We start from the raw sequence: 16,748 nt of genomic DNA, 5'->3' as shown, positions 1-16,748 counted from the left end.
GTTACAGCATTGCGGCCACAAACGGGACCTCTGTCAGCGTCTCGACAGAAAAGAGAACGTGTTCTAGTCTCAAGTGTAAGTGAACCAACCGATCGAGGAAGACGGGAGCGTCGAAGTGGGTAACCATGACAGCCACGAGGTGATGCAGAGGCTCGACGCACTACTGCCGGCACTGCGCGAGCGCGCACAGGAGACCGAGGATCTGCGTCGTATCCCCGACGAGTCCATCAAGGCTCTTCAGGAAACAGGCTTCTTCCGCTTGCTGCAGCCGAAGCAGTGGGGCGGATACGAAGCCGATCCGGTGCTGTTCTACTCCGCGGTCAAGAAGATCGCCAGCGCGTGTGGTTCCACAGGATGGGTCTCGTCGATCATCGGCGTACACAACTGGCACCTCGCCCTCTTCTCTCAGCAGGCACAGGAAGACGTGTGGGGCAACGACACTGACGTTCGCATCTCGTCCTCTTACGCCCCGATGGGTATGGGTGAAGTAGTCGAGGGCGGATACAAGGTCAACGGTGCGTGGGCTTGGTCCTCGGGTTGTGACCATGCCAGCTGGGCCGTTCTCGGTGGTCCGGTGTTCAAGGACGGCCGCGCGGTCGACTTCGTGAGCTACCTGATTCCTCGCGAGGACTACCAGATCGACGACGTGTGGAATGTGGTCGGTCTGCGTGGAACCGGCTCCAATACCGTTGTGGTCAAAGATGTTTTTGTTCCCAAGCATCGCGTTCTGAGCTTCCGGGCGATGAGCGAACTGACCGCCCCGGGTCTCGAGAACAACACCGCGCCGGTCTACAAGATGCCGTGGGGAACCATTCACCCCACGACGATCTCGGCACCGATCGTCGGAATGGCTTACGGCGCTTACGAAGCGCACGTCGAGCACCAGGGCAAGCGTGTGCGCGCTGCGTTCGCCGGCGAGAAGTCGAAGGACGATCCGTTTGCCAAGGTACGCATCGCCGAGGCATCCAGCGACATCGACGCCGCGTGGCGTCAGCTCTCCGGCAACGTCGCCGACGAGTACGCGTTGATCCTTGCGGGCGAAGAGGTTCCGATGGAACTGCGTCTGCGCGCTCGACGTGACCAGGTGCGCGCCACTGGCCGTGCGATCGCCTCGATCGACAAGCTCTTCGAGAACTCCGGTGCCACGGCGCTGCAGAACGGTACGCCGATTCAGCGTTTCTGGCGCGATGCTCACGCTGGTCGCGTCCACGCCGCCAACGATCCCGAACGCGCATACGTCATGTTCGGAACCGGCGAATTCGGTCTGCCGATCACCGACACGATGGTCTAGAGGAGGCTCAGTGACAACCACCGAAGAAGCCCTCACCTACGAGTCCACTTCGCGGTTCGCGCAAGTGCGCCCCGATCTGAAACTGCATTTCCACGAGGCAGGCGTCGGCAACGACAAGACCATCGTGCTGCTGCACGGCGGTGGCCCAGGCGCGTCGTCGTGGTCGAACTTTGCCCGCAACATTCCGGTGTTGGCGAAGAACTTTCACGTCATAGCGGTCGATCAGCCCGGCTACGGGCAGTCCGACAAGCCGACGGAGCATCCGCAGTACTTCGTTCACAGTGCGTCGGCGCTCAACGATCTCCTGGACACGCTCGAGATCACCGGTCGCGTTGATTTGCTGGGCAATTCGCTCGGCGGTGGCGCTGCCGTTCGGTTTGCGCTCGACTACCCGGATCGCGCCGGTCGCCTCGTTCTGATGGGCCCCGGCGGTCTGAGTGTCAACCTGTTTGCGCCGGACCCCACCGAGGGCGTCAAGAACCTCGGGAAGTTCAGCTACCAGCCCACACGTGAGAACCTCGAAGCATTCCTGCGGATCATGGTCTTCGATCAGAAGCTGATCACGCCGGAACTCGTCGACGAACGTTTTGCTGCGGCCAGTACTCCCGAGTCGCTGGCTGCGGCCAAGGCGATGGGTAAGTCCTTCTCCAGCGGTGACTTCGAGCTCGGCATGCTCTGGCGCGAGGCGTACAAGCTTCGTCAGCGCGTGTTGCTGATCTGGGGCCGTGAGGATCGGGTCAACCCTCTCGACGGCGCGCTGGTTGCGCTCAAGATGATCCCGCGCGCGCAGCTCCACGTCTTCGGCGGTTGCGGTCACTGGGCGCAGCTCGAGAAGTTCGACGAATTCAACCGGCTCGCAACCGACTTCCTGCTCGACGGAGGTAAATGATGGGTATTCGATCTCTGGCGTACATGCGCATCGGGGCCACCGACATGGCTGCGTGGCGCGAATACGGACTCAAGATCCTCGGAATGATCGAGGGCAAGGGCGTCGACGCGGAATCGCTGTATCTGCGTATGGACGACTTCCCGGCGCGTCTTGTCATCGTTCCGAACGACACCGACCGTCTGCTCGTCTCCGGGTGGGAAACCGCGAATGCGGCTGAGCTGCAGGATATCCGTGACAGGTTGTCGGCGGCCGGTGTTCCGTTCAAGGAAGGCACGGCGGAGCAGCTCAAGGACCGTCGCGTCGTCGAGATGATCGCGTTCGAGGACACCTCGGGTAACTCCCTCGAGGTGTTCCACGGAGCTGCTCTCGAACACCGCCGGATCGTGAGCCCGTACGGGCACAGGTTCGTGACGGGGGAGCAGGGGCTCGGCCACGTTGTGCTCACCACCGACGACGACGATGCTTCGCTCCGGTTCTACCGCGACGTACTCGGATTCAAGCTTCGCGACTCGATGCGTCTGCCTCCGCAGATGGTCGGGCGGCCCGCGGACGGCGACCCGGCGTGGCTGAGGTTCCTCGGCTGCAACCCGCGTCACCACAGCTTGGCGTTCCTGCCGTTGCCCAACCCGACGGGCATCGTGCATTTGATGCTCGAGGTGGAGAACTCCGACGACGTCGGACTGTGCCTCGACCGGGCATTGCGCAAGAAGGTCAAGATGTCGGCGACTCTCGGTCGCCACGTCAACGACGAGATGCTCTCGTTCTACATGAAGACTCCGGGCGGGTTCGACATCGAATTCGGTTGTGAGGGGCTAGAGGTCGAGGACGAAAACTGGATCGCGAGGGAAAGCACGGCCGTGAGCCTGTGGGGTCACGACTTCACGGTGGGAATGAAGCCGTGAGTTCGCCCGACGCGTCGGTGAGCGCGGAGCAGGCGATCGATCCACGCCAGTTCCGCACGGTTCTCGGGCAGTTCTGTACGGGTATCACCATCATCACGACAGTCGACGACGGTGAACCAGTCGGGTTCGCGTGTCAGTCTTTCGCCGCCCTGTCACTCGACCCGCCTTTGGTGTTGTTCTGCCCCACCAAGGGGTCTCGGTCGTGGGCGGCAATCGAGCGGACCGGGAAGTTCGCCGTCAACGTGTTGGCGGAGGAACAGCAGGCGGTGTGTGCTCGTTTCGGGTCGCGTGAGCCGGACAAGTTCGCCGGCATCGATTGGACGCCATCACCTCTGGGCTCACCGATCATCGACAAGTCGCTTGCCCACATCGACTGCACAGTCGAAACCGTCCACGACGGCGGCGATCACTACGTCGTCTTCGGTCGGGTGTCGTCGATGAGTGAGATCAAGACCGAACGCCCGCTGCTCTTCTACCGCGGGCAGTACACGGGCATCGAGCCGGACAAGACTGTTCCGGCTACCTGGCGTGACGATCTGGAAGCGTTCCTGACGACCACGACGGAAGATACCTGGCTGTAGGGGGCAAGCCCCCCGTGAGTGGTTAAGGAGTCCAGGGGCTCCTTGACCACTCACGGGGCCGGAGGCCCTACAGCGAAAAACAGGTATGACAGAAGTCGTCACCGAACGGCGTCAACAGGATGCTACGACGCACAATCCTGTTGGATCGTCCTGCGCGCTTGACCGCCTCGATCACCGACGGCTGCACCTCGACCACCTGGTACCGGTCGGCCTCGACGGGCTCGCGTGAGAACGCCACCAAACCGAGCCGATGCAGGTTGTTCAGGTAGGCGCTGATGCGGTCCAGATGTCGACATCCCGCCAGTTCTCCGATCATCGACAGACCCTCGTCGATCATCTCCGAGCCGACTCCGAACGGCCGCGCCGTGCGCACGTCGACGCTCGGTTGTGCGCCGGAGGTGGCCAACAGCCGAAGAATTCGAGCTTCGTCCGGCGCGATCTCGTCGAGGATCCGGTCGTAGGCCGGGTGCAGATCGTCGCGATCGGTCACGTCCGCGGAACGGTCCAGCAACCTGTCGCCGCGTGCCCGCAGCGCCGCGAGAGTGGCCTCGACGCTCTGCTTGCGATTGGTACGAGTTGCCATTGCCGCCCGTAGGTTCTCGGTCCGCGAGCCGTCTCCGTTGGAGTTCTCGGCCCGACGTTCCGATTGAACATTGGCCGATTCAGCGGCCTCTGCCGCGGCTTCGGCGGCAGCCTGAACGATCTGCCGCGTCGCCTCCTTCGCCGTTCCGAAAGCCCACCCTGTCAGCTTGATCGACGTGAGCGTCGTCGTGGCGGTCAGCCCGACAAGGCTACGGATCAGACGCTTTTCGACGGATTCGACCGGCGTGATGTCCGCAGCCCAGTCGTACGATTCCGCTTCGACGATCATGCGATGGTCGTGCTCACTCATGCTCATACTCCGAATATTGCGAGGTGTAGGAAACCGGCAAACGAGCCCAGCACGGCCCCGTGTACGAACAACAGCCACTCGTCCTGCTTGACGGCTGAGCGTAGTAGTTCGCTGAAATCTTCCGGTGAAAGGATGCTCATGCGTTCGGTGACGAAGACACGAATCTTCTCCGACTGGTTCTCGGCGAACTCCGCGTCCTCGAAGACCCTGGGGTACAGGTCGAGCACTTCGGTGGTGGCCAGGCCGGGCAGACGCTTGTAGCTCTGCGAACCAACGGTCATCTTGACCACCGACTTTGCCCAGCCGGCTGCGTCGTCGACGGATTCGCGCAGTACCTGATCGAGCATCCGCCGCGTTCGGTCCGAGCGGGGACCTTCGAGGAGTTCGGTGCCGATGTTCTCGAGCGTCACGACGTGATCGGCGAGGGTTTTTGCGTACCCGGCGATGATCTCGGTGCGTCGCTTCAGGAAGAGCCCCTGCCTCCACGGCACCCAACGGTTGGGGGTGATCGGCTCGAAGATCATCGTGATGCCGAGGTAGTTCACGATGTATCCGATGATCACACCGCCGATGGGAAGCACCCACCACTGCGGAACCAGATGGAGGATTCCGACGAGCACGAAGCCCATCGGGAATCCGAAGTAGAAGCCGAAGTTCTGCATGAACCTGAGCTCTTTGTTGCCCATCGTGCGGAAGATGTCGTTGAGCAGTTTGGGATGCGAAGAGAGGTAGCGGATCACCATCAGCTTCGCGTCGATGAACTCGTCGATGTCCTCTTCGATGCGGTCGGTGATCATGCGCACGCTGGCCGGCAGATCGTCCTCCACTTTGCGGAAGACGGCTTCCTTCACCGACGTCGGAAGGTTGTGCCAGAGCTGAGGATTCTCGGCCGTCATGATTCTGGTGACCACGCCGCGCACTTCACTGCGAGAAATGTTCACCAAGTGCTCGGCGATGCTGTCCGGGTCCAGGACGCGATAGAAATCGGCGATGCTGCCGACTTTCGCGAGGGATTTGTCGACGGCGATCGACGCCATCTTCTCCGCCCGCGAGGGGACGATGCCTTGCCAGCCGAATCGGCCGTCGCTCGTGATCGCCGGGATCACCTGGACGCGCCGGGGGAGGAACGGGAAGAGCAGTTTGAGGCCGGGCACTTTGATCCCGTGGAAGTTGATCGGCGCAAAAAGCATCAGGACGCCCGACCAATTGGTGATGTACCCGATGATTCCCGTGAACAAAGGAATGGTGATCAACTGTTCGAGCAAGTGGTCCGGCACCGTCGCACATCCTCCTCATATCCGAGAACCTCACGTTCGGACATGATTGCCGAAACTTCGCTCTTCGTGGGTGTTTCGTTGGCTACTGCTGCGCCTTCCCAGTTGCGTCAGCATAGAGGCCCGACAATTCGGGCTGTAGGTGGGTAGGAAGTTGATGTAACCTCGCGTACATGGTCAGTATTGCGCACAACACGACGACGCCGGTTCTCTTCCGGCGCATCGTTTAGCAACTGCTGACCGAACCCTTTCAGCCCCGGGAGTTATCGCCCCGGGGCTTTCCTGTTTCGTCGCTCCGTGTGCGTCTCCCCTTGAACGATTTGGAGACCTCTCATGAGCGCTGACCACCGCGAACTCGGGCGCGACCTGGAGTTTTTCGCCACCACCCCCATAGTCGGAGCAGGCCTCCCACTCTGGTTACCGGACGGCGCGATCATCAGGAGCGAACTCGAAAAGTTCGCCGCCGAACAAGCAGCGCGATCCGGTTGCCGGGGTGTCTATACCCCCGTTATGGCGAAGAAAGAGTTGTACGAGAGATCTGGGCATTGGTCCAAGTTCTCGGACGACATGTTCCCTGAAATGAAGATAGGCGGAGAGTCATTTCTCCTTCGTCCGGCTAACTGTCCTCATCACGCCCAGATATTCGCCGCTCGCGGTCGTAGTTATCGCGAGTTACCTTTCCGCGTTCGTGAACTCGGCTCGATGTTCCGTAGTGAACTCTCGGGAGTTCTCAGTGGACTGAACCGCGTCAGACAGATCAATCTCGACGACGCACACGTCTTCTGCAGTCGCGAGCAGATTCGATCGGAAGTGATCGTCGTGCTCGACGCGATCGAGGACTGCTACTCGACTCTGGGGATTGCCGAACGGGGGTACCGACTCTCGATCAGAGGGACCGGGCAGTACCTCGGCACCGACGAGCAGTGGGCCGACGCCGAGGATCAACTTCGCGGAGCACTGAAGGCGCGCTCGATCGAGTATGTGGAAGCGAAGGGGGAGGCGGCGTTCTACGGTCCCAAGATCGACGTCCAAGTGCGAGACGCGCACGGCCGTGAGGAAACACTCTCGACCGTCCAACTCGACTTCAATCAACCGGAACGGTTCGACCTCGAGTACGCCGCGGAAGACGGATCCAAGGCTCGCCCCGTCATGATCCATCGGGGCTTGCTTGGGTCGATGGAACGCATGACTGCGCTCTTGATCGAAAGGTTCGAAGGGCGGATGCCGCCATGGCTGGCACCCAACCAAGTCTCGATCCTGCCTGTCGGCGACCGGCACCAGGTTGAGGCCGAGTGTTTGCGGGCCGATCTCGAGGCTCGCGATGTTCGAGTGGCGATCGCGCCTGACGGATCGTTGGGACGTCGCATCCGCGAGGCACGCACTCACCGTGACCCGTACATCGCGGTGATCGGGGACAACGAGGTGCACGGCGGTGCCGTCGACGTTCTGGTCCCCGCGCGTGGTGGGCGGGCGGTCGTCGACGCGGGTGTGTTTGTCGCTCAGGTGGTCTCGGACATCAAAGCGCGTGCCCTGCTTCCGGCAGCTTTCTAGCCGACGGGAAGCTCGTGGAGGGCGCGCACCAATGGCGCGAGTTCGGGTGTCTTGCATGCCTCGTCGAGTGCGGCTTCGAGGGTGGCGTCGTGTGTCGGCCGTGCGCTTTCGAGAAGCTCGCGGCCGGCCGGCGTCAACTCCGTGTAGATGCCTCGACGGTCGTCGGCGCACAGGATGCGCGTCAGTAGTCCTCGATCTTCGAGTCGATTGACCAAGCGCGTCGTGGCGCTGCTGCTCAGTGCGGCAGCGCGAGCCAGTTGGGCCATGCGCATGTGCCAGCCGTCCTGGCGGCTCAACGCGTCGAGGACGGTGTATTCGACGACGGACAGTTTGTGCTCACGCTGGAGCGCGCGTTCCAGTTCGGTGTCGAGGGCGCCGTGCAGTGCTGCGAGCGTGCGCCACCCTTGCGAACGGATTTCGACGGCGTCGTCGGCGATCCCCATGTGATTCTCCTTGTCCGTTTCCTGCCGCTCAAGGTTACCAGCTTGCGCATGTTGCGCGCGCGTGCAACTATTTATAGCGCGCCTGCAACTAATGCACACGCCCGCTAACGGCTAACGCGTAAATCTGTGAAAGGAACATCGAGATGCCATTGGGTCTCATTGCCCTCGCTATGGGCGGGTTCGGGATCGGCCTCACCGAATTTGTCATCATGGGCCTCCTGCCAGAGGTCTCGGCCGACTTCGAGGTCACCGAGTCCGTCGCGGGCTACCTGATCTCGGGCTACGCACTGTCGGTGGCGATCGGCGCGATCCTCCTGACCGCTGCCGTCACCCGCTTCGAGCGCAAGAAGGTCCTTCTCTCGCTCATGGTGCTGTTCATCATCGGCAACCTGATGTCCGCGCTCGCTCCCTCCTACGAGGTCATGATGGGCGGACGCATCGTCGCGGCACTGTGCCACGGTGCGTTCTTCGGAATCGGTTCGGTGGTTGCCGCCGACATGGTCGCTCCCAACAAGCGCGCCGGCGCCATCGCGATGATGTTCGCGGGCCTGACCATCGCCAATGTTCTCGGCGTTCCGTTCGGCACGCTGCTGGGCCAGCAACTCGGATGGCGCTCGACGTTCTGGGCCATCACCGTCATCGGCGTCATCGCCCTGATCGGAATTGCAGCACTTGTCCCGACGACGCCCGCCAGCACGACCGGCGGCGGATTGCGCGGAGAGTTGGGGGCGTTCCGCAACAAGCAGGTTTGGCTCTCGATCGCCATCACCATCCTCGGCTACGGTGGAATGTTCGGAGCCTTCACCTACATCGCCTTCACCCTCACCGAGGTAACGGGATTCGCGACGTCCAGCGTTCCGTGGCTGCTCATCCTCTTCGGCTCGGGCCTGTTCGTCGGTAACTTCCTCGGCGCCAAGGCTGCCGACCGCTCGCTGACGAAGGCACTGGTCTGGATTCTCGCGATCCTGACCGTCGTTCTGATCGTGTTCGCCGCCACCGCTGAGAGCAAGGTCATGACCGTGATCTCGCTGTTCTTCATGGGCGCCTTTGGTTTTGCGACGGTTCCCGGTTTGCAGATGCGGATCATGAACTACGCGTCGGCAGCACCGACCATGGCCTCAGGTGCAAACATTGCCGCCTTCAATGTCGGCAACGCGCTCGGTGCGTGGCTGGGCGGAATCACCATCGCCGCGGGACTCGGGTTCACCTCCCCGATCTGGATGGGAGCGGCAGTCACCGTCGCCGGTCTGCTGGTCTTGATCGTCGCGGCGAAGATCGACCGCCCGGCAGCGTCAGAGCAGCAGGCTCCGAGCACCTCGCTGCACCCGAGCGCCGCCTGAACCTGGCCACCGCGCTCTGACCCCATCGCGTGAACGTATCGCTCCCCTTGTTCAACAAGGGGAGCGATACGTTCACGCGGGTCAGGTGAGGCGGAATTCGGCCGTCACCCCGGAGAAGGGCGTGATCGCGCCGCTACCCCGAGCCTTCGATGCGCCGAAGTGTTGGACTCGATACGTACCCGCCGGAGTTTCGGCCGGAACATCCCACGTGATGCGCACGACGGAGCCGTTGCTCCCGACCCGGCGCCAGTGCAGTTTGGTGGACCAGTCGTTGTCGTCGGCCACGCGCGTCCAGGATCCGCCGGTATTGCGCTGGATCTCGTAGAAGGTCCCGTTTCGGTGAGTGTCGTTCTTGGGGTGGCCGGTGACGAACTCGACGGCAACTTGCCCACCCGGTGAGGTGTCGCCGGGCTGGACGGTTGCATCGCCGAATTGTGTTCCCGGCAAAGGCTCGTCGAAGTCGACGCCGGGTCCGAAGCTGGGTTGGAACCCGGACAGGTCGGCGGGCGCGGGGCCGCGAGGAGGTTCGGTGCCGTCGCGCATCGCGGCTGCGAGAGCGGAGTACCCCTGCTGATAGGCCGGCAGCGTGTAACGGCCGAACATCGTCGAACCGCCCTCGTACTGCTGCGAATCGTATTCCTGTGGTGTGGTGCAGTAGCTCGAGTAAGAGTTCGCGTACCCCTGGAAGATGACGTTCTCGAGGGGAACCCCAAGCTCCTCGGCGACGGTTCGACGCACTCGTAAACCGGAGACGATGGTGAATTCCGCAGGGCCACCGACGATGTAGAACTGGCCGATCCGCAGGATCTGGATCTTGAGTACGTTCGGCACCCATCCGCCCGGTGGCAGCAAGCCGACCGGAACGACTACGAGTTTGGGGGCCTGTGCATCCTGAAGCCATTGAGGCACAGGAGCGTCCATACCGCCCAAGGCGTCGATCATGGGGTTTCGGGTGCCCTCGGGGAAGATCGGGATTGCCGGTCCGTCCTCGACGCTTCCGGCGCTCATTGCCGCGCCGATCGCGGCCGGAGCGGTGCGGTGCTCGCGCCCGTCCGGAGTGAATCTTCCGCTCACCACCTGATTTGCCATGTCCAGGTACATGATCCGACTGTCGACGCCACCGGTGACGGTGTCGGAGGCCGTATCGAAGGCAGTTTGAGCTGCCGCTACCTGGCGGAGTCCGATGATGCGCGCATTCTCGAATTCGTCTTCGGTCGGTCCGCGTCCAGGCTCGAGGAAGAGGTTGGGTGACATGTCGCCGCTGTTGGTCTGCGGAAACGCAGCAATGAAGCTGGTGTCGCCGTCGAGGTAGCGCACGCCCTGGTCGTCGTGCTCCCAGAAGTACGCCGCGGCGCCCTTGTTGTCCCCGGAGATGAGATGGTTCTCGTTCGTGAGCGAGGCGCAGTGGGTGGCGAACCAGTTGATCGCTCCGATGTCCTTGCTGCCCCGGCTGATCCGCATGACACGCATATGGTGATCGTTGCCGCCGGGGTAGTAGGCCTTGTCCTCTTCAGGATTGAGGTCGAACGCCACTCGCGAGCGGTTGACGCTGGCATCGGTGAGATCGGACCGCCCGAAACGGACCGTGCCTGGCGCCAGGTTCTCGTGCGCAGCGCTGATCGCCTCGACCATGCCGTTGACCTCGGCTTCGAACACCTGCAGTTCGAAGCCGAGAACTGCGAGGTTGTACGCGTAGTTGTGCGAGGCCCCACCACATGCCGCGTGTGAATGGATGGCCGTCAACATGACGTTGCGCTCGGCGTAGATGTCACCGAACCTCCCGGCCAGTCGGCGCAGGACCTCGTCGTGAACGGACTGGAAGATCATGCAGTTGTCGACGCACACGTAGGCGACCCGCGACCCGCCGGACTCGAAGATGAAGGCGCGTGCGCGCATTCGCTGGTGCAGGCCTTCGGCGCGTTGATCGAAGCTCGAGTAGCCCATCATGCCGACTTCGGCGACGGGTCCGGTCACGTCGGAAATTCCGACGCCCACCTGCAGTGACGCCGACGACTTGTCGGTGCGTGCGGGTGAAACGGTGCGTGCCGGCGAAGCTGCGACGGCCTGGTTCGTCGACAGAGCGGCGAGCGCAGGTGCGGCGGCAGCGCCTGCCAGTACGGTGCGTCGGGTGATCTGCACGAGTGTCCTTTCGGGCGGTCTGACGCGAGTTGGTCAACCGTCCAGGAGTGTAGCCCGAGTCACACGTGACCGAAAGGGGTGCCGTCAGCCGACACTCAGATTGTTGTGGCCTCCCCGAACGTCATCGCCAGGTTCTTGATGGTCGTGGTCATCAGGGCCCGGCGGGGGAGTCCCAGTTTCCGAAGCTCCGCCGCCATCGGGTGACTGCCCAGTTGAACCTCGGCTCCACCAGGGCGCGATTTGACGCCGGTCGGTGCCATGTCCCACGACGTGCACCTGGTGGCGCCGTCGAGATGTGAGTACGCGGCCAACGACATGTTGGCTCCGCCGCCCGGCACGCTGACGCCGGATTTCACACTCAACTGTGTGATGAGTTTGCCGTCGCGAGAGACCGATCCGCGCTTGACCGAGCCGACGTGCTCGGTGTCGAACTCGGCGAGCACCTTCGGGAATCCCCAGATTTCCCGGCCGGCGGCCTTGGTGAACTCGCCGTCCACCGGCAACTCGTGAATGAGTGCCCCTGCAGTTCCGGCAGCGAGCGAACGTAGATCTCCCAGCACCGAGGTTTCGGGAGGCGCAGTGTGGCTGCGCACCATGTACGTCACTCCGAATTCGTTGTACGGCCCCAGATCCCCGTCGATGTAGTCGACAAAAACCAGGCCGCACAGCGCCCGGCCGGGACGGTACTGGAGCACGGTCAAGCCGGTGTAATCGATGATCGACTGCGCGGTTGTGCTCGGTACCGAGTACAACGCCATGAAGGCAGACGCGGTGCGAACTTCGACGGGCATCTCGACCCTCTTGCCCAGAATCGTGTAGCTCATGGCGCTACCACCCCACGGAGTCCGTCGGAGCCGTAGACGGGTTCGAGCATCGAGCGGAAATCCGGTCCGCGGCGCAGCATTTGGCCTCCGTCGACGTTGATGATCTGCCCGGTGATCCAGGTGGACTGCGGTCCGAGGAGGAAGGAAGCGAGTCCGGCGACGTCTTCGACCTCGCCGACGCGTTCGAGCGGGGTGTTTGCCAGGTAGTCGTCCAGGATGGGGCCACCGTCGGTGATGAGCGCGACAAGATCCGTTCGGGTCAGCCCCGGGCGGATCGCATTGACACGAATGTTGCTGGCGCCCAGTTCGTCTGCCGCCAACTGCACCAGGTGGTCCACGCCGGATTTCGAGACGCCGTACGCGCCGAACCAGCGATGCGTGTTGCTGCTGGCGATCGACGAGATCGCGACGATGGATCCGCCGCCTCCTGCCACCAGCGCCCGAGCACCGTGCTTGATCGTCAGCATGGTCCCCGTGACGTTGAGGTCGACGGTGCGACGCCACGCGTCGACGTCGAGTTGCGTGACCGGTGCGATGGTTTCGTTCCCACCGGCGCAGGCCACGACTCCGTCGAGCTTTCCGGTGGCGGACACCGCCGCGGCGACAGCGGCGACGACGTCCGTCTCGATCGTGACGTCGGCAGGGGAGACGCTGACCGATCCTGCCGGACTCGACTGCCGGATCGATTCGGCGGCAGCATCAAGTTTCTCCTTGTTTCGTCCGCAGATCGTGACGTGAGCGCCGGACGCAACCAGCGAACGCGCGATGCCCAGACCGATGCCACTACCGCCGCCGGTCACCAGTATCGATGTGCCGGCGAAAGTGGGTATGCCCGCTGAGGCGGTGTCGTCGTCCATGCGTGTCTCCTGGTCGTTGCTCCGGCGGGCTCGCGTGCTGCTTCTGGAGGTTTTCCGGTTCGGCTTCGGTGAAAACGCCCCACGCTATATAGGAACAGGTTCTACTTATTGAGGCAAGGGTTGTGCGAGAGGCGGAGTGATGGCTACCAGACCGACCTTCGATTTGATCGACGGGCGCTTCTACAGCGGAGACCTCGGCAATGTGCGCGACGCGTACGCGTGGATGCGCGATCACGAGCCCGTGTATCGAGACGACGCCAACGGCATCACCGCGGCCGCAAGCTACGACGCCGTCGTTGCAGCCGAGCGGGATCCCGAACTGTTCTCCAACGCCGGTGGCATCCGCCCCGAAACCGGTCCGTTGCCGCAGATGATCGACATGGACGACCCGCAGCACCTCATGCGTCGACGCTTGGTCAACGCGGGTTTCACACGTAAGAAGGTCGAAGCCAAGGCCGGCCGTATCCGGGAGATCTGCGATCAACTGATCGACGCCGTCTGTGAAAAGGGAGAAGCCGACTTCGTCGCAGACCTGGCAGCACCGCTGCCGATGGCCGTCATCGGTGACATGTTGGGTGTTCGCCCCGAGGAACGCGCGATGTTTCTGCGGTGGTCGGACGATCTGGTGAAGGCATTGGGAAGCAACGCTTCCCCGGAGCAACTGCAGGCCATGATGGCTGCGTATGTCGATTTCACCGCGTACATGATGCGAACCATCGCCGAGCGGAGGAGCGAGCCGGCCGACGATTTGGTGAGCACGTTGATTCACAGTGAGGTCGACGGCGAGGCCCTCTCCGATCAGGAAATCGTCAACGAATCCCTGCTGATCCTGATCGGCGGTGACGAGACCACACGGCACGTGCTCAGCGGCGGCATGGAACAGTTGCTGCGCCATCCGGACCAGCATCGAGCACTGGTCGACGATCCCGATGCCATTCCGTTGGCGATGGAGGAGATGCTGCGGTGGTCCTCGCCCATCAAGAACATGGCTCGAACCCTGAACCGTGACACCGATTTCTTCGGTGCGCAGCTGAAGGCCGGAGAGAAGATGCTGCTGCTCTTCGAATCGGCAAATTTCGACGAGTCTGTGTTCCTGAACGCCGAACAATTCGATATCGGCCGCACGCCGAACCCACACGTGGCCTTCGGCTTCGGAACTCACTTCTGTCTGGGCAATCAGCTGGCCAGGTTGGAGGGACGGATCATGTTCGAGCAACTGTTCGCCAGGCTGGCGGACATGGCACTTGCCACCGACGCACCGTTGCAGCGGCGCGCCGCAAACTTCGTGTCCGGACTCGAATCGATGCCGGTGCGGTTTACGGCTTCGGCGCCGTCAGCCGGGTAGTTGGCAGTTGGGAGGCGCAGCGTCTTCGGAGAGGGGGCTCCCCGCCGGATTGACGTAAATGACCTCGAGAACCAGTGGTGTTGTCTGAGAGTTGTTTCCGATGTGCACATGATCAGAACCGCTGGGTTCGATCAATGTATTTCCCGCGCTGTAGATCCCGTCGACGGAGCAATCGGATCGGTAGTGGCTCAGCGTGCCCTGCGCGATCAGTGCGTAGAGCGTCCCGTCGTGGAAGTGCCAACCGGTGGAACCGCCGGGGTCGATGGTGATCTGGCGCAGGATGTAATCCTTGCCGTCGAAAGTCACTTGCCCGAGGATTTCACCGTGCACCCCCGTGCTCGGTGTTGCCGACGCATTGATCGGCGTCAGAGACAGCCCGATCGCTGCGGACACTGCAAGCAGAACCTGATGACGTTTACGCATGAGCGGCCCTCCCAGACGGATGTGCTCCTGAGTGTCCTCCGACAGTGTCCGATTTATCCCGGTTTTCGTGGATCTTGCAGGGTGAAGGTAGAGGTATGGCCCTAAGGGGCGGTTACGCTCGTGCCATACCGCCAGCCCGCCCCGACGCCGTCATCCGATTCGACATCGAGGCGGTCGGAAACAGCACGATGCTGCGTTGGACGCTCTTCCTCGAAGATCCGATACCGTCGGAGGCGGAGGTCGTGCGGATGCGAAAGCGGCTCAACACCTTGATAAATGCGAATCTCAGGTTCAACTTCGGCCAGTGAGTTGATCACTGCCGCATTACTTGGTGTCGACTCGGCCGATCGGGTCGGCGTTGTCGCTGAATGCGGCCCGGGCCGCTGGCCAGCTGGTCTCATCGATGCGCAACGCGGTCCGAAGGTAGGCAGTACTCATCCGTTGGATGGCGGCGACCCGCTCGGGGTTCTCGTCAGTGGTCTCGGCGACTTCGTATCCGACGATTCCGCCGAGTGCGTGCTCGGCACCGTAGAAGGTCAGGAGGTCGGTGGCTCCGGGGCCGTGCGTGTAGGCGTCGGTGAACCAGTCAGGTCCGCGGCTGGACATCTTGGACTGGTCGTGGTCGCCCGCGACGACGAGTGTCGGCGTCCTCAGTTCCTGGAACGAGGGGCGCATGAACGGGAAGTTCGCCTGCGCGAACGGATGCAGGTTCGTGCCGCCGAGACCGGTTGCTGCGAACAGGATTCCCGCGGTGACGCGACTGTCGGACATGTCCTGGCCGACCTGGCCGGCCTCGTCGAAGATCCGTGCTCCGAGGAGCGACTGAGCGGTTTGCCCACCCCAGGAATGACCCGTGGCGGCAACTCGACTGCGGTCGATGCGGCCGGCAAGTCCGGGCACGGCAAATTCGATGGTGTCGAGCTGATCAAGGATGCGCGTGAGATCCGCGATCCTCTCGGTCCAGATCGTCGGGAACACCGGATGGTCGAACCCGAAACCGTTCCGGCGCGAGTCCAGATGTGTCGGCTGGATCACCACGAATCCGTGGGATGCCCAGAATGCCGTGAGCGGCGAGTATCCATCGAGGTTCCACCCGTTGCCGTGGGAGAACACCACAACGGGGAGGTTCGTGCCTGCTGCCGGAGCAGACACACGTACTTCCAGCGGGACTGGTCGATCGGGGGCGAACAACTCGACGGGGGCAACGGAGACGACCGGGGTGCCGGCGCCGATGATGCCGTTCAGCGTGTCGATCATTGATGAGGTCATGGCAAGTTCCTTGCTGAGGCTGCACCCTGCGATACTGGTTATCGGAGCGTCGCTCCGCAACATTACGGAGCGTTGTTCCGTAATGCAAACATATGTCGTGAGTCAGCGAGGAGTGCACATGGCTGATGCGCAGGACGAGCAGTCGCGCGTCGCGTCTCCCAAGCAAGTCGGTCGCCCACGTCGGAGCGAGCAGGCGCTGCTCGACGCGGCGGCAGCGGTGTTCGTAGAGTCCGGGGTCGACGCTCCGGTGCGGGAGATTGCGGCGAAGGCCGGCGTCGGCATGGGGACGATCTACCGCCACTTCCCGACGCGCCCCGAGTTGGTGGTCGCCGTATACCGACACCAAGTCGAGGCGTGTGCGGACGCGGGCCCACAGATGCTCGCGGAGAGTGCAACGCCCGAGGCGGCTTTGCGGGCATGGGTGGCTTTGTTCGTGGAGTTCCTGGTCACCAAGCATGGGCTCGCCGGCGCACTGCACGGAGACAGCGCCGGGTCCGACGCTCTGCACACCTACTTCGTCGACCGCCTCGTCCCGGTATGCGACTCCCTCCTCGAGGCGGCGCTCGAGTCCGTTGGCACTGCTTCGCGGGTCGATGCGTACAACGTGCTCAAAGGCATCGGGAACCTTTGTATTGGTGCTGGGTCCGATGACCGGTACAAGGCAGAGGTCCTTGTACAACTATTCATCTCGGGCGTACTCGCGCGAGAGGTTCGCTGACGCTCGGCTC

Annotated in this window: 17 protein-coding genes; 9 read left to right on the top strand and 8 right to left on the bottom strand. The window is 62.7% G+C overall.

Features of this window, described 5'->3' with window-relative positions; all coding sequences use genetic code 11:
- The first annotated feature begins 115 nt into the window (after positions 1-115).
- Genes hsaA through hsaB form a run of 4 tightly spaced genes read left to right on the top strand, consistent with a single transcriptional unit; the run spans position 116 to position 3,663 of the window.
- Positions 116-1,291, top strand: a complete 1,176-nt coding sequence (hsaA, locus tag ACFQ6H_RS07060; RefSeq protein ID WP_039973406.1) for a 3-hydroxy-9,10-secoandrosta-1,3,5(10)-triene-9,17-dione monooxygenase oxygenase subunit — start codon at positions 116-118, stop codon at positions 1,289-1,291.
- Between the two features lie 10 nt (positions 1,292-1,301).
- Positions 1,302-2,180 carry a 4,5:9,10-diseco-3-hydroxy-5,9,17-trioxoandrosta-1(10),2-diene-4-oate hydrolase gene (hsaD, locus tag ACFQ6H_RS07055; protein ID WP_019746906.1) on the top strand — a complete coding sequence of 293 codons (879 nt, stop codon included), beginning with the start codon at positions 1,302-1,304 and terminating at the stop codon, positions 2,178-2,180.
- Positions 2,180-3,082 carry an iron-dependent extradiol dioxygenase HsaC gene (gene hsaC / locus ACFQ6H_RS07050; RefSeq protein WP_003945585.1) on the top strand — a complete coding sequence of 301 codons (903 nt, stop codon included), beginning with the start codon at positions 2,180-2,182 and terminating at the stop codon, positions 3,080-3,082. Before hsaD ends, hsaC begins: the two co-directional genes overlap by 1 nt.
- Positions 3,079-3,663 (top strand): 3-hydroxy-9,10-secoandrosta-1,3,5(10)-triene-9,17-dione monooxygenase reductase subunit, encoded by a 585-nt coding sequence (gene hsaB, locus ACFQ6H_RS07045; RefSeq protein ID WP_003945677.1) that lies wholly within the window; start codon positions 3,079-3,081, stop codon positions 3,661-3,663. Before hsaC ends, hsaB begins: the two co-directional genes overlap by 4 nt.
- Positions 3,664-3,730: 67 nt before the next feature.
- On the opposite strand, the gene ACFQ6H_RS07040 is transcribed toward hsaB, so the two are convergent.
- Both ACFQ6H_RS07040 and ACFQ6H_RS07035 read right to left on the bottom strand, forming a co-directional pair.
- Positions 3,731-4,555 carry an Abi-alpha family protein gene (locus ACFQ6H_RS07040; protein ID WP_378644949.1) on the bottom strand — a complete coding sequence of 275 codons (825 nt, stop codon included), beginning with the start codon at positions 4,553-4,555 and terminating at the stop codon, positions 3,731-3,733.
- 2 nt (positions 4,556-4,557) lie between these two features.
- Positions 4,558-5,832: a DUF445 domain-containing protein gene (locus ACFQ6H_RS07035; RefSeq protein WP_003945674.1), complete on the bottom strand. Its 1,275-nt coding sequence runs from the start codon at positions 5,830-5,832 to the stop codon at positions 4,558-4,560.
- Between the two features lie 330 nt (positions 5,833-6,162).
- On the opposite strand from ACFQ6H_RS07035, the gene thrS reads away from it, so the two are divergent.
- On the top strand, positions 6,163-7,380 hold the full coding sequence (gene thrS, locus ACFQ6H_RS07030) for a threonine--tRNA ligase (protein WP_378644947.1): 1,218 nt from the start codon (positions 6,163-6,165) through the stop codon (positions 7,378-7,380).
- On the opposite strand, the gene ACFQ6H_RS07025 is transcribed toward thrS, so the two are convergent.
- A complete protein-coding gene (locus ACFQ6H_RS07025) occupies positions 7,377-7,823 on the bottom strand; it encodes a MarR family winged helix-turn-helix transcriptional regulator (protein WP_003945852.1) in 447 nt (148 codons plus the stop codon). The genes thrS and ACFQ6H_RS07025 overlap by 4 nt on opposite strands.
- Before the next feature lie 143 nt (positions 7,824-7,966).
- Between ACFQ6H_RS07025 and ACFQ6H_RS07020 the strand changes: the two genes are divergently transcribed.
- A complete protein-coding gene (locus ACFQ6H_RS07020; protein ID WP_378546489.1) occupies positions 7,967-9,163 on the top strand; it encodes an MFS transporter in 1,197 nt (398 codons plus the stop codon).
- 81 nt (positions 9,164-9,244) lie between these two features.
- On the opposite strand, the gene ACFQ6H_RS07015 is transcribed toward ACFQ6H_RS07020, so the two are convergent.
- The 3 genes from ACFQ6H_RS07015 to ACFQ6H_RS07005 all read right to left on the bottom strand — a co-directional run bounded on the left by ACFQ6H_RS07015 (position 9,245) and on the right by ACFQ6H_RS07005 (position 12,983).
- Positions 9,245-11,302, bottom strand: coding sequence for a neutral/alkaline ceramidase (locus tag ACFQ6H_RS07015; RefSeq protein ID WP_378644946.1), 2,058 nt, complete (start codon positions 11,300-11,302; stop codon positions 9,245-9,247).
- 95 nt (positions 11,303-11,397) lie between these two features.
- Entirely contained in the window at positions 11,398-12,126 is a 729-nt protein-coding gene (locus tag ACFQ6H_RS07010; protein ID WP_042920495.1) for an acetoacetate decarboxylase family protein, read from the bottom strand.
- Positions 12,123-12,983: an SDR family oxidoreductase gene (locus ACFQ6H_RS07005; protein ID WP_378644942.1), complete on the bottom strand. Its 861-nt coding sequence runs from the start codon at positions 12,981-12,983 to the stop codon at positions 12,123-12,125. The genes ACFQ6H_RS07010 and ACFQ6H_RS07005 overlap by 4 nt, the downstream gene beginning before the upstream one ends.
- Before the next feature lie 139 nt (positions 12,984-13,122).
- On the opposite strand from ACFQ6H_RS07005, the gene ACFQ6H_RS07000 reads away from it, so the two are divergent.
- The gene (locus ACFQ6H_RS07000; RefSeq protein WP_378644939.1) at positions 13,123-14,328 is read left to right on the top strand and encodes a cytochrome P450; all 1,206 of its coding nucleotides are present in this window, start codon (positions 13,123-13,125) and stop codon (positions 14,326-14,328) included.
- Here ACFQ6H_RS07000 and ACFQ6H_RS06995 read toward each other — a convergent pair.
- On the bottom strand, positions 14,317-14,751 hold the full coding sequence (locus ACFQ6H_RS06995; RefSeq protein WP_230814803.1) for a cupin: 435 nt from the start codon (positions 14,749-14,751) through the stop codon (positions 14,317-14,319). The genes ACFQ6H_RS07000 and ACFQ6H_RS06995 overlap by 12 nt on opposite strands.
- Before the next feature lie 95 nt (positions 14,752-14,846).
- Here ACFQ6H_RS06995 and ACFQ6H_RS06990 point away from each other — a divergent pair, with 95 nt between their 5' ends.
- Positions 14,847-15,059: a hypothetical protein gene (locus tag ACFQ6H_RS06990; RefSeq protein WP_378644936.1), complete on the top strand. Its 213-nt coding sequence runs from the start codon at positions 14,847-14,849 to the stop codon at positions 15,057-15,059.
- Between the two features lie 16 nt (positions 15,060-15,075).
- On the opposite strand, the gene ACFQ6H_RS06985 is transcribed toward ACFQ6H_RS06990, so the two are convergent.
- Positions 15,076-16,020, bottom strand: a complete 945-nt coding sequence (locus tag ACFQ6H_RS06985) for an alpha/beta hydrolase family protein (RefSeq protein WP_378644933.1) — start codon at positions 16,018-16,020, stop codon at positions 15,076-15,078.
- A gap of 118 nt (positions 16,021-16,138) precedes the next feature.
- On the opposite strand from ACFQ6H_RS06985, the gene ACFQ6H_RS06980 reads away from it, so the two are divergent.
- Positions 16,139-16,738 carry a TetR/AcrR family transcriptional regulator gene (locus tag ACFQ6H_RS06980; protein WP_378644931.1) on the top strand — a complete coding sequence of 200 codons (600 nt, stop codon included), beginning with the start codon at positions 16,139-16,141 and terminating at the stop codon, positions 16,736-16,738.
- Positions 16,739-16,748: the final 10 nt, after the last annotated feature.

The organism is Rhodococcus sp. NPDC056506 (genome assembly GCF_042794945.1).
Classification (GTDB): domain Bacteria; phylum Actinomycetota; class Actinomycetes; order Mycobacteriales; family Mycobacteriaceae; genus Rhodococcus_F.
This window is presented reverse-complemented; position numbering and strand designations above follow the sequence as displayed.

What these genes read in the sequence shown, in the direction of transcription:
- hsaC (WP_003945585.1), top strand. Translation starts at nt 2,180, where the DNA reads ATGGGTATTCGATCTCTGGCGTACATGCGCATCGGGGCCACCGACATG.
- ACFQ6H_RS07040 (WP_378644949.1), bottom strand. Translation starts at nt 4,555, where the DNA reads ATGAGTGAGCACGACCATCGCATGATCGTCGAAGCGGAATCGTACGAC.
- thrS (WP_378644947.1), top strand. Translation starts at nt 6,163, where the DNA reads ATGAGCGCTGACCACCGCGAACTCGGGCGCGACCTGGAGTTTTTCGCC.
- ACFQ6H_RS07025 (WP_003945852.1), bottom strand. Translation starts at nt 7,823, where the DNA reads ATGGGGATCGCCGACGACGCCGTCGAAATCCGTTCGCAAGGGTGGCGC.
- ACFQ6H_RS07020 (WP_378546489.1), top strand. Translation starts at nt 7,967, where the DNA reads ATGCCATTGGGTCTCATTGCCCTCGCTATGGGCGGGTTCGGGATCGGC.
- ACFQ6H_RS07010 (WP_042920495.1), bottom strand. Translation starts at nt 12,126, where the DNA reads ATGAGCTACACGATTCTGGGCAAGAGGGTCGAGATGCCCGTCGAAGTT.
- ACFQ6H_RS07005 (WP_378644942.1), bottom strand. Translation starts at nt 12,983, where the DNA reads ATGGACGACGACACCGCCTCAGCGGGCATACCCACTTTCGCCGGCACA.
- ACFQ6H_RS07000 (WP_378644939.1), top strand. Translation starts at nt 13,123, where the DNA reads ATGGCTACCAGACCGACCTTCGATTTGATCGACGGGCGCTTCTACAGC.
- ACFQ6H_RS06995 (WP_230814803.1), bottom strand. Translation starts at nt 14,751, where the DNA reads ATGCGTAAACGTCATCAGGTTCTGCTTGCAGTGTCCGCAGCGATCGGG.
- ACFQ6H_RS06990 (WP_378644936.1), top strand. Translation starts at nt 14,847, where the DNA reads ATGGCCCTAAGGGGCGGTTACGCTCGTGCCATACCGCCAGCCCGCCCC.
- ACFQ6H_RS06985 (WP_378644933.1), bottom strand. Translation starts at nt 16,020, where the DNA reads ATGACCTCATCAATGATCGACACGCTGAACGGCATCATCGGCGCCGGC.
- ACFQ6H_RS06980 (WP_378644931.1), top strand. Translation starts at nt 16,139, where the DNA reads ATGGCTGATGCGCAGGACGAGCAGTCGCGCGTCGCGTCTCCCAAGCAA.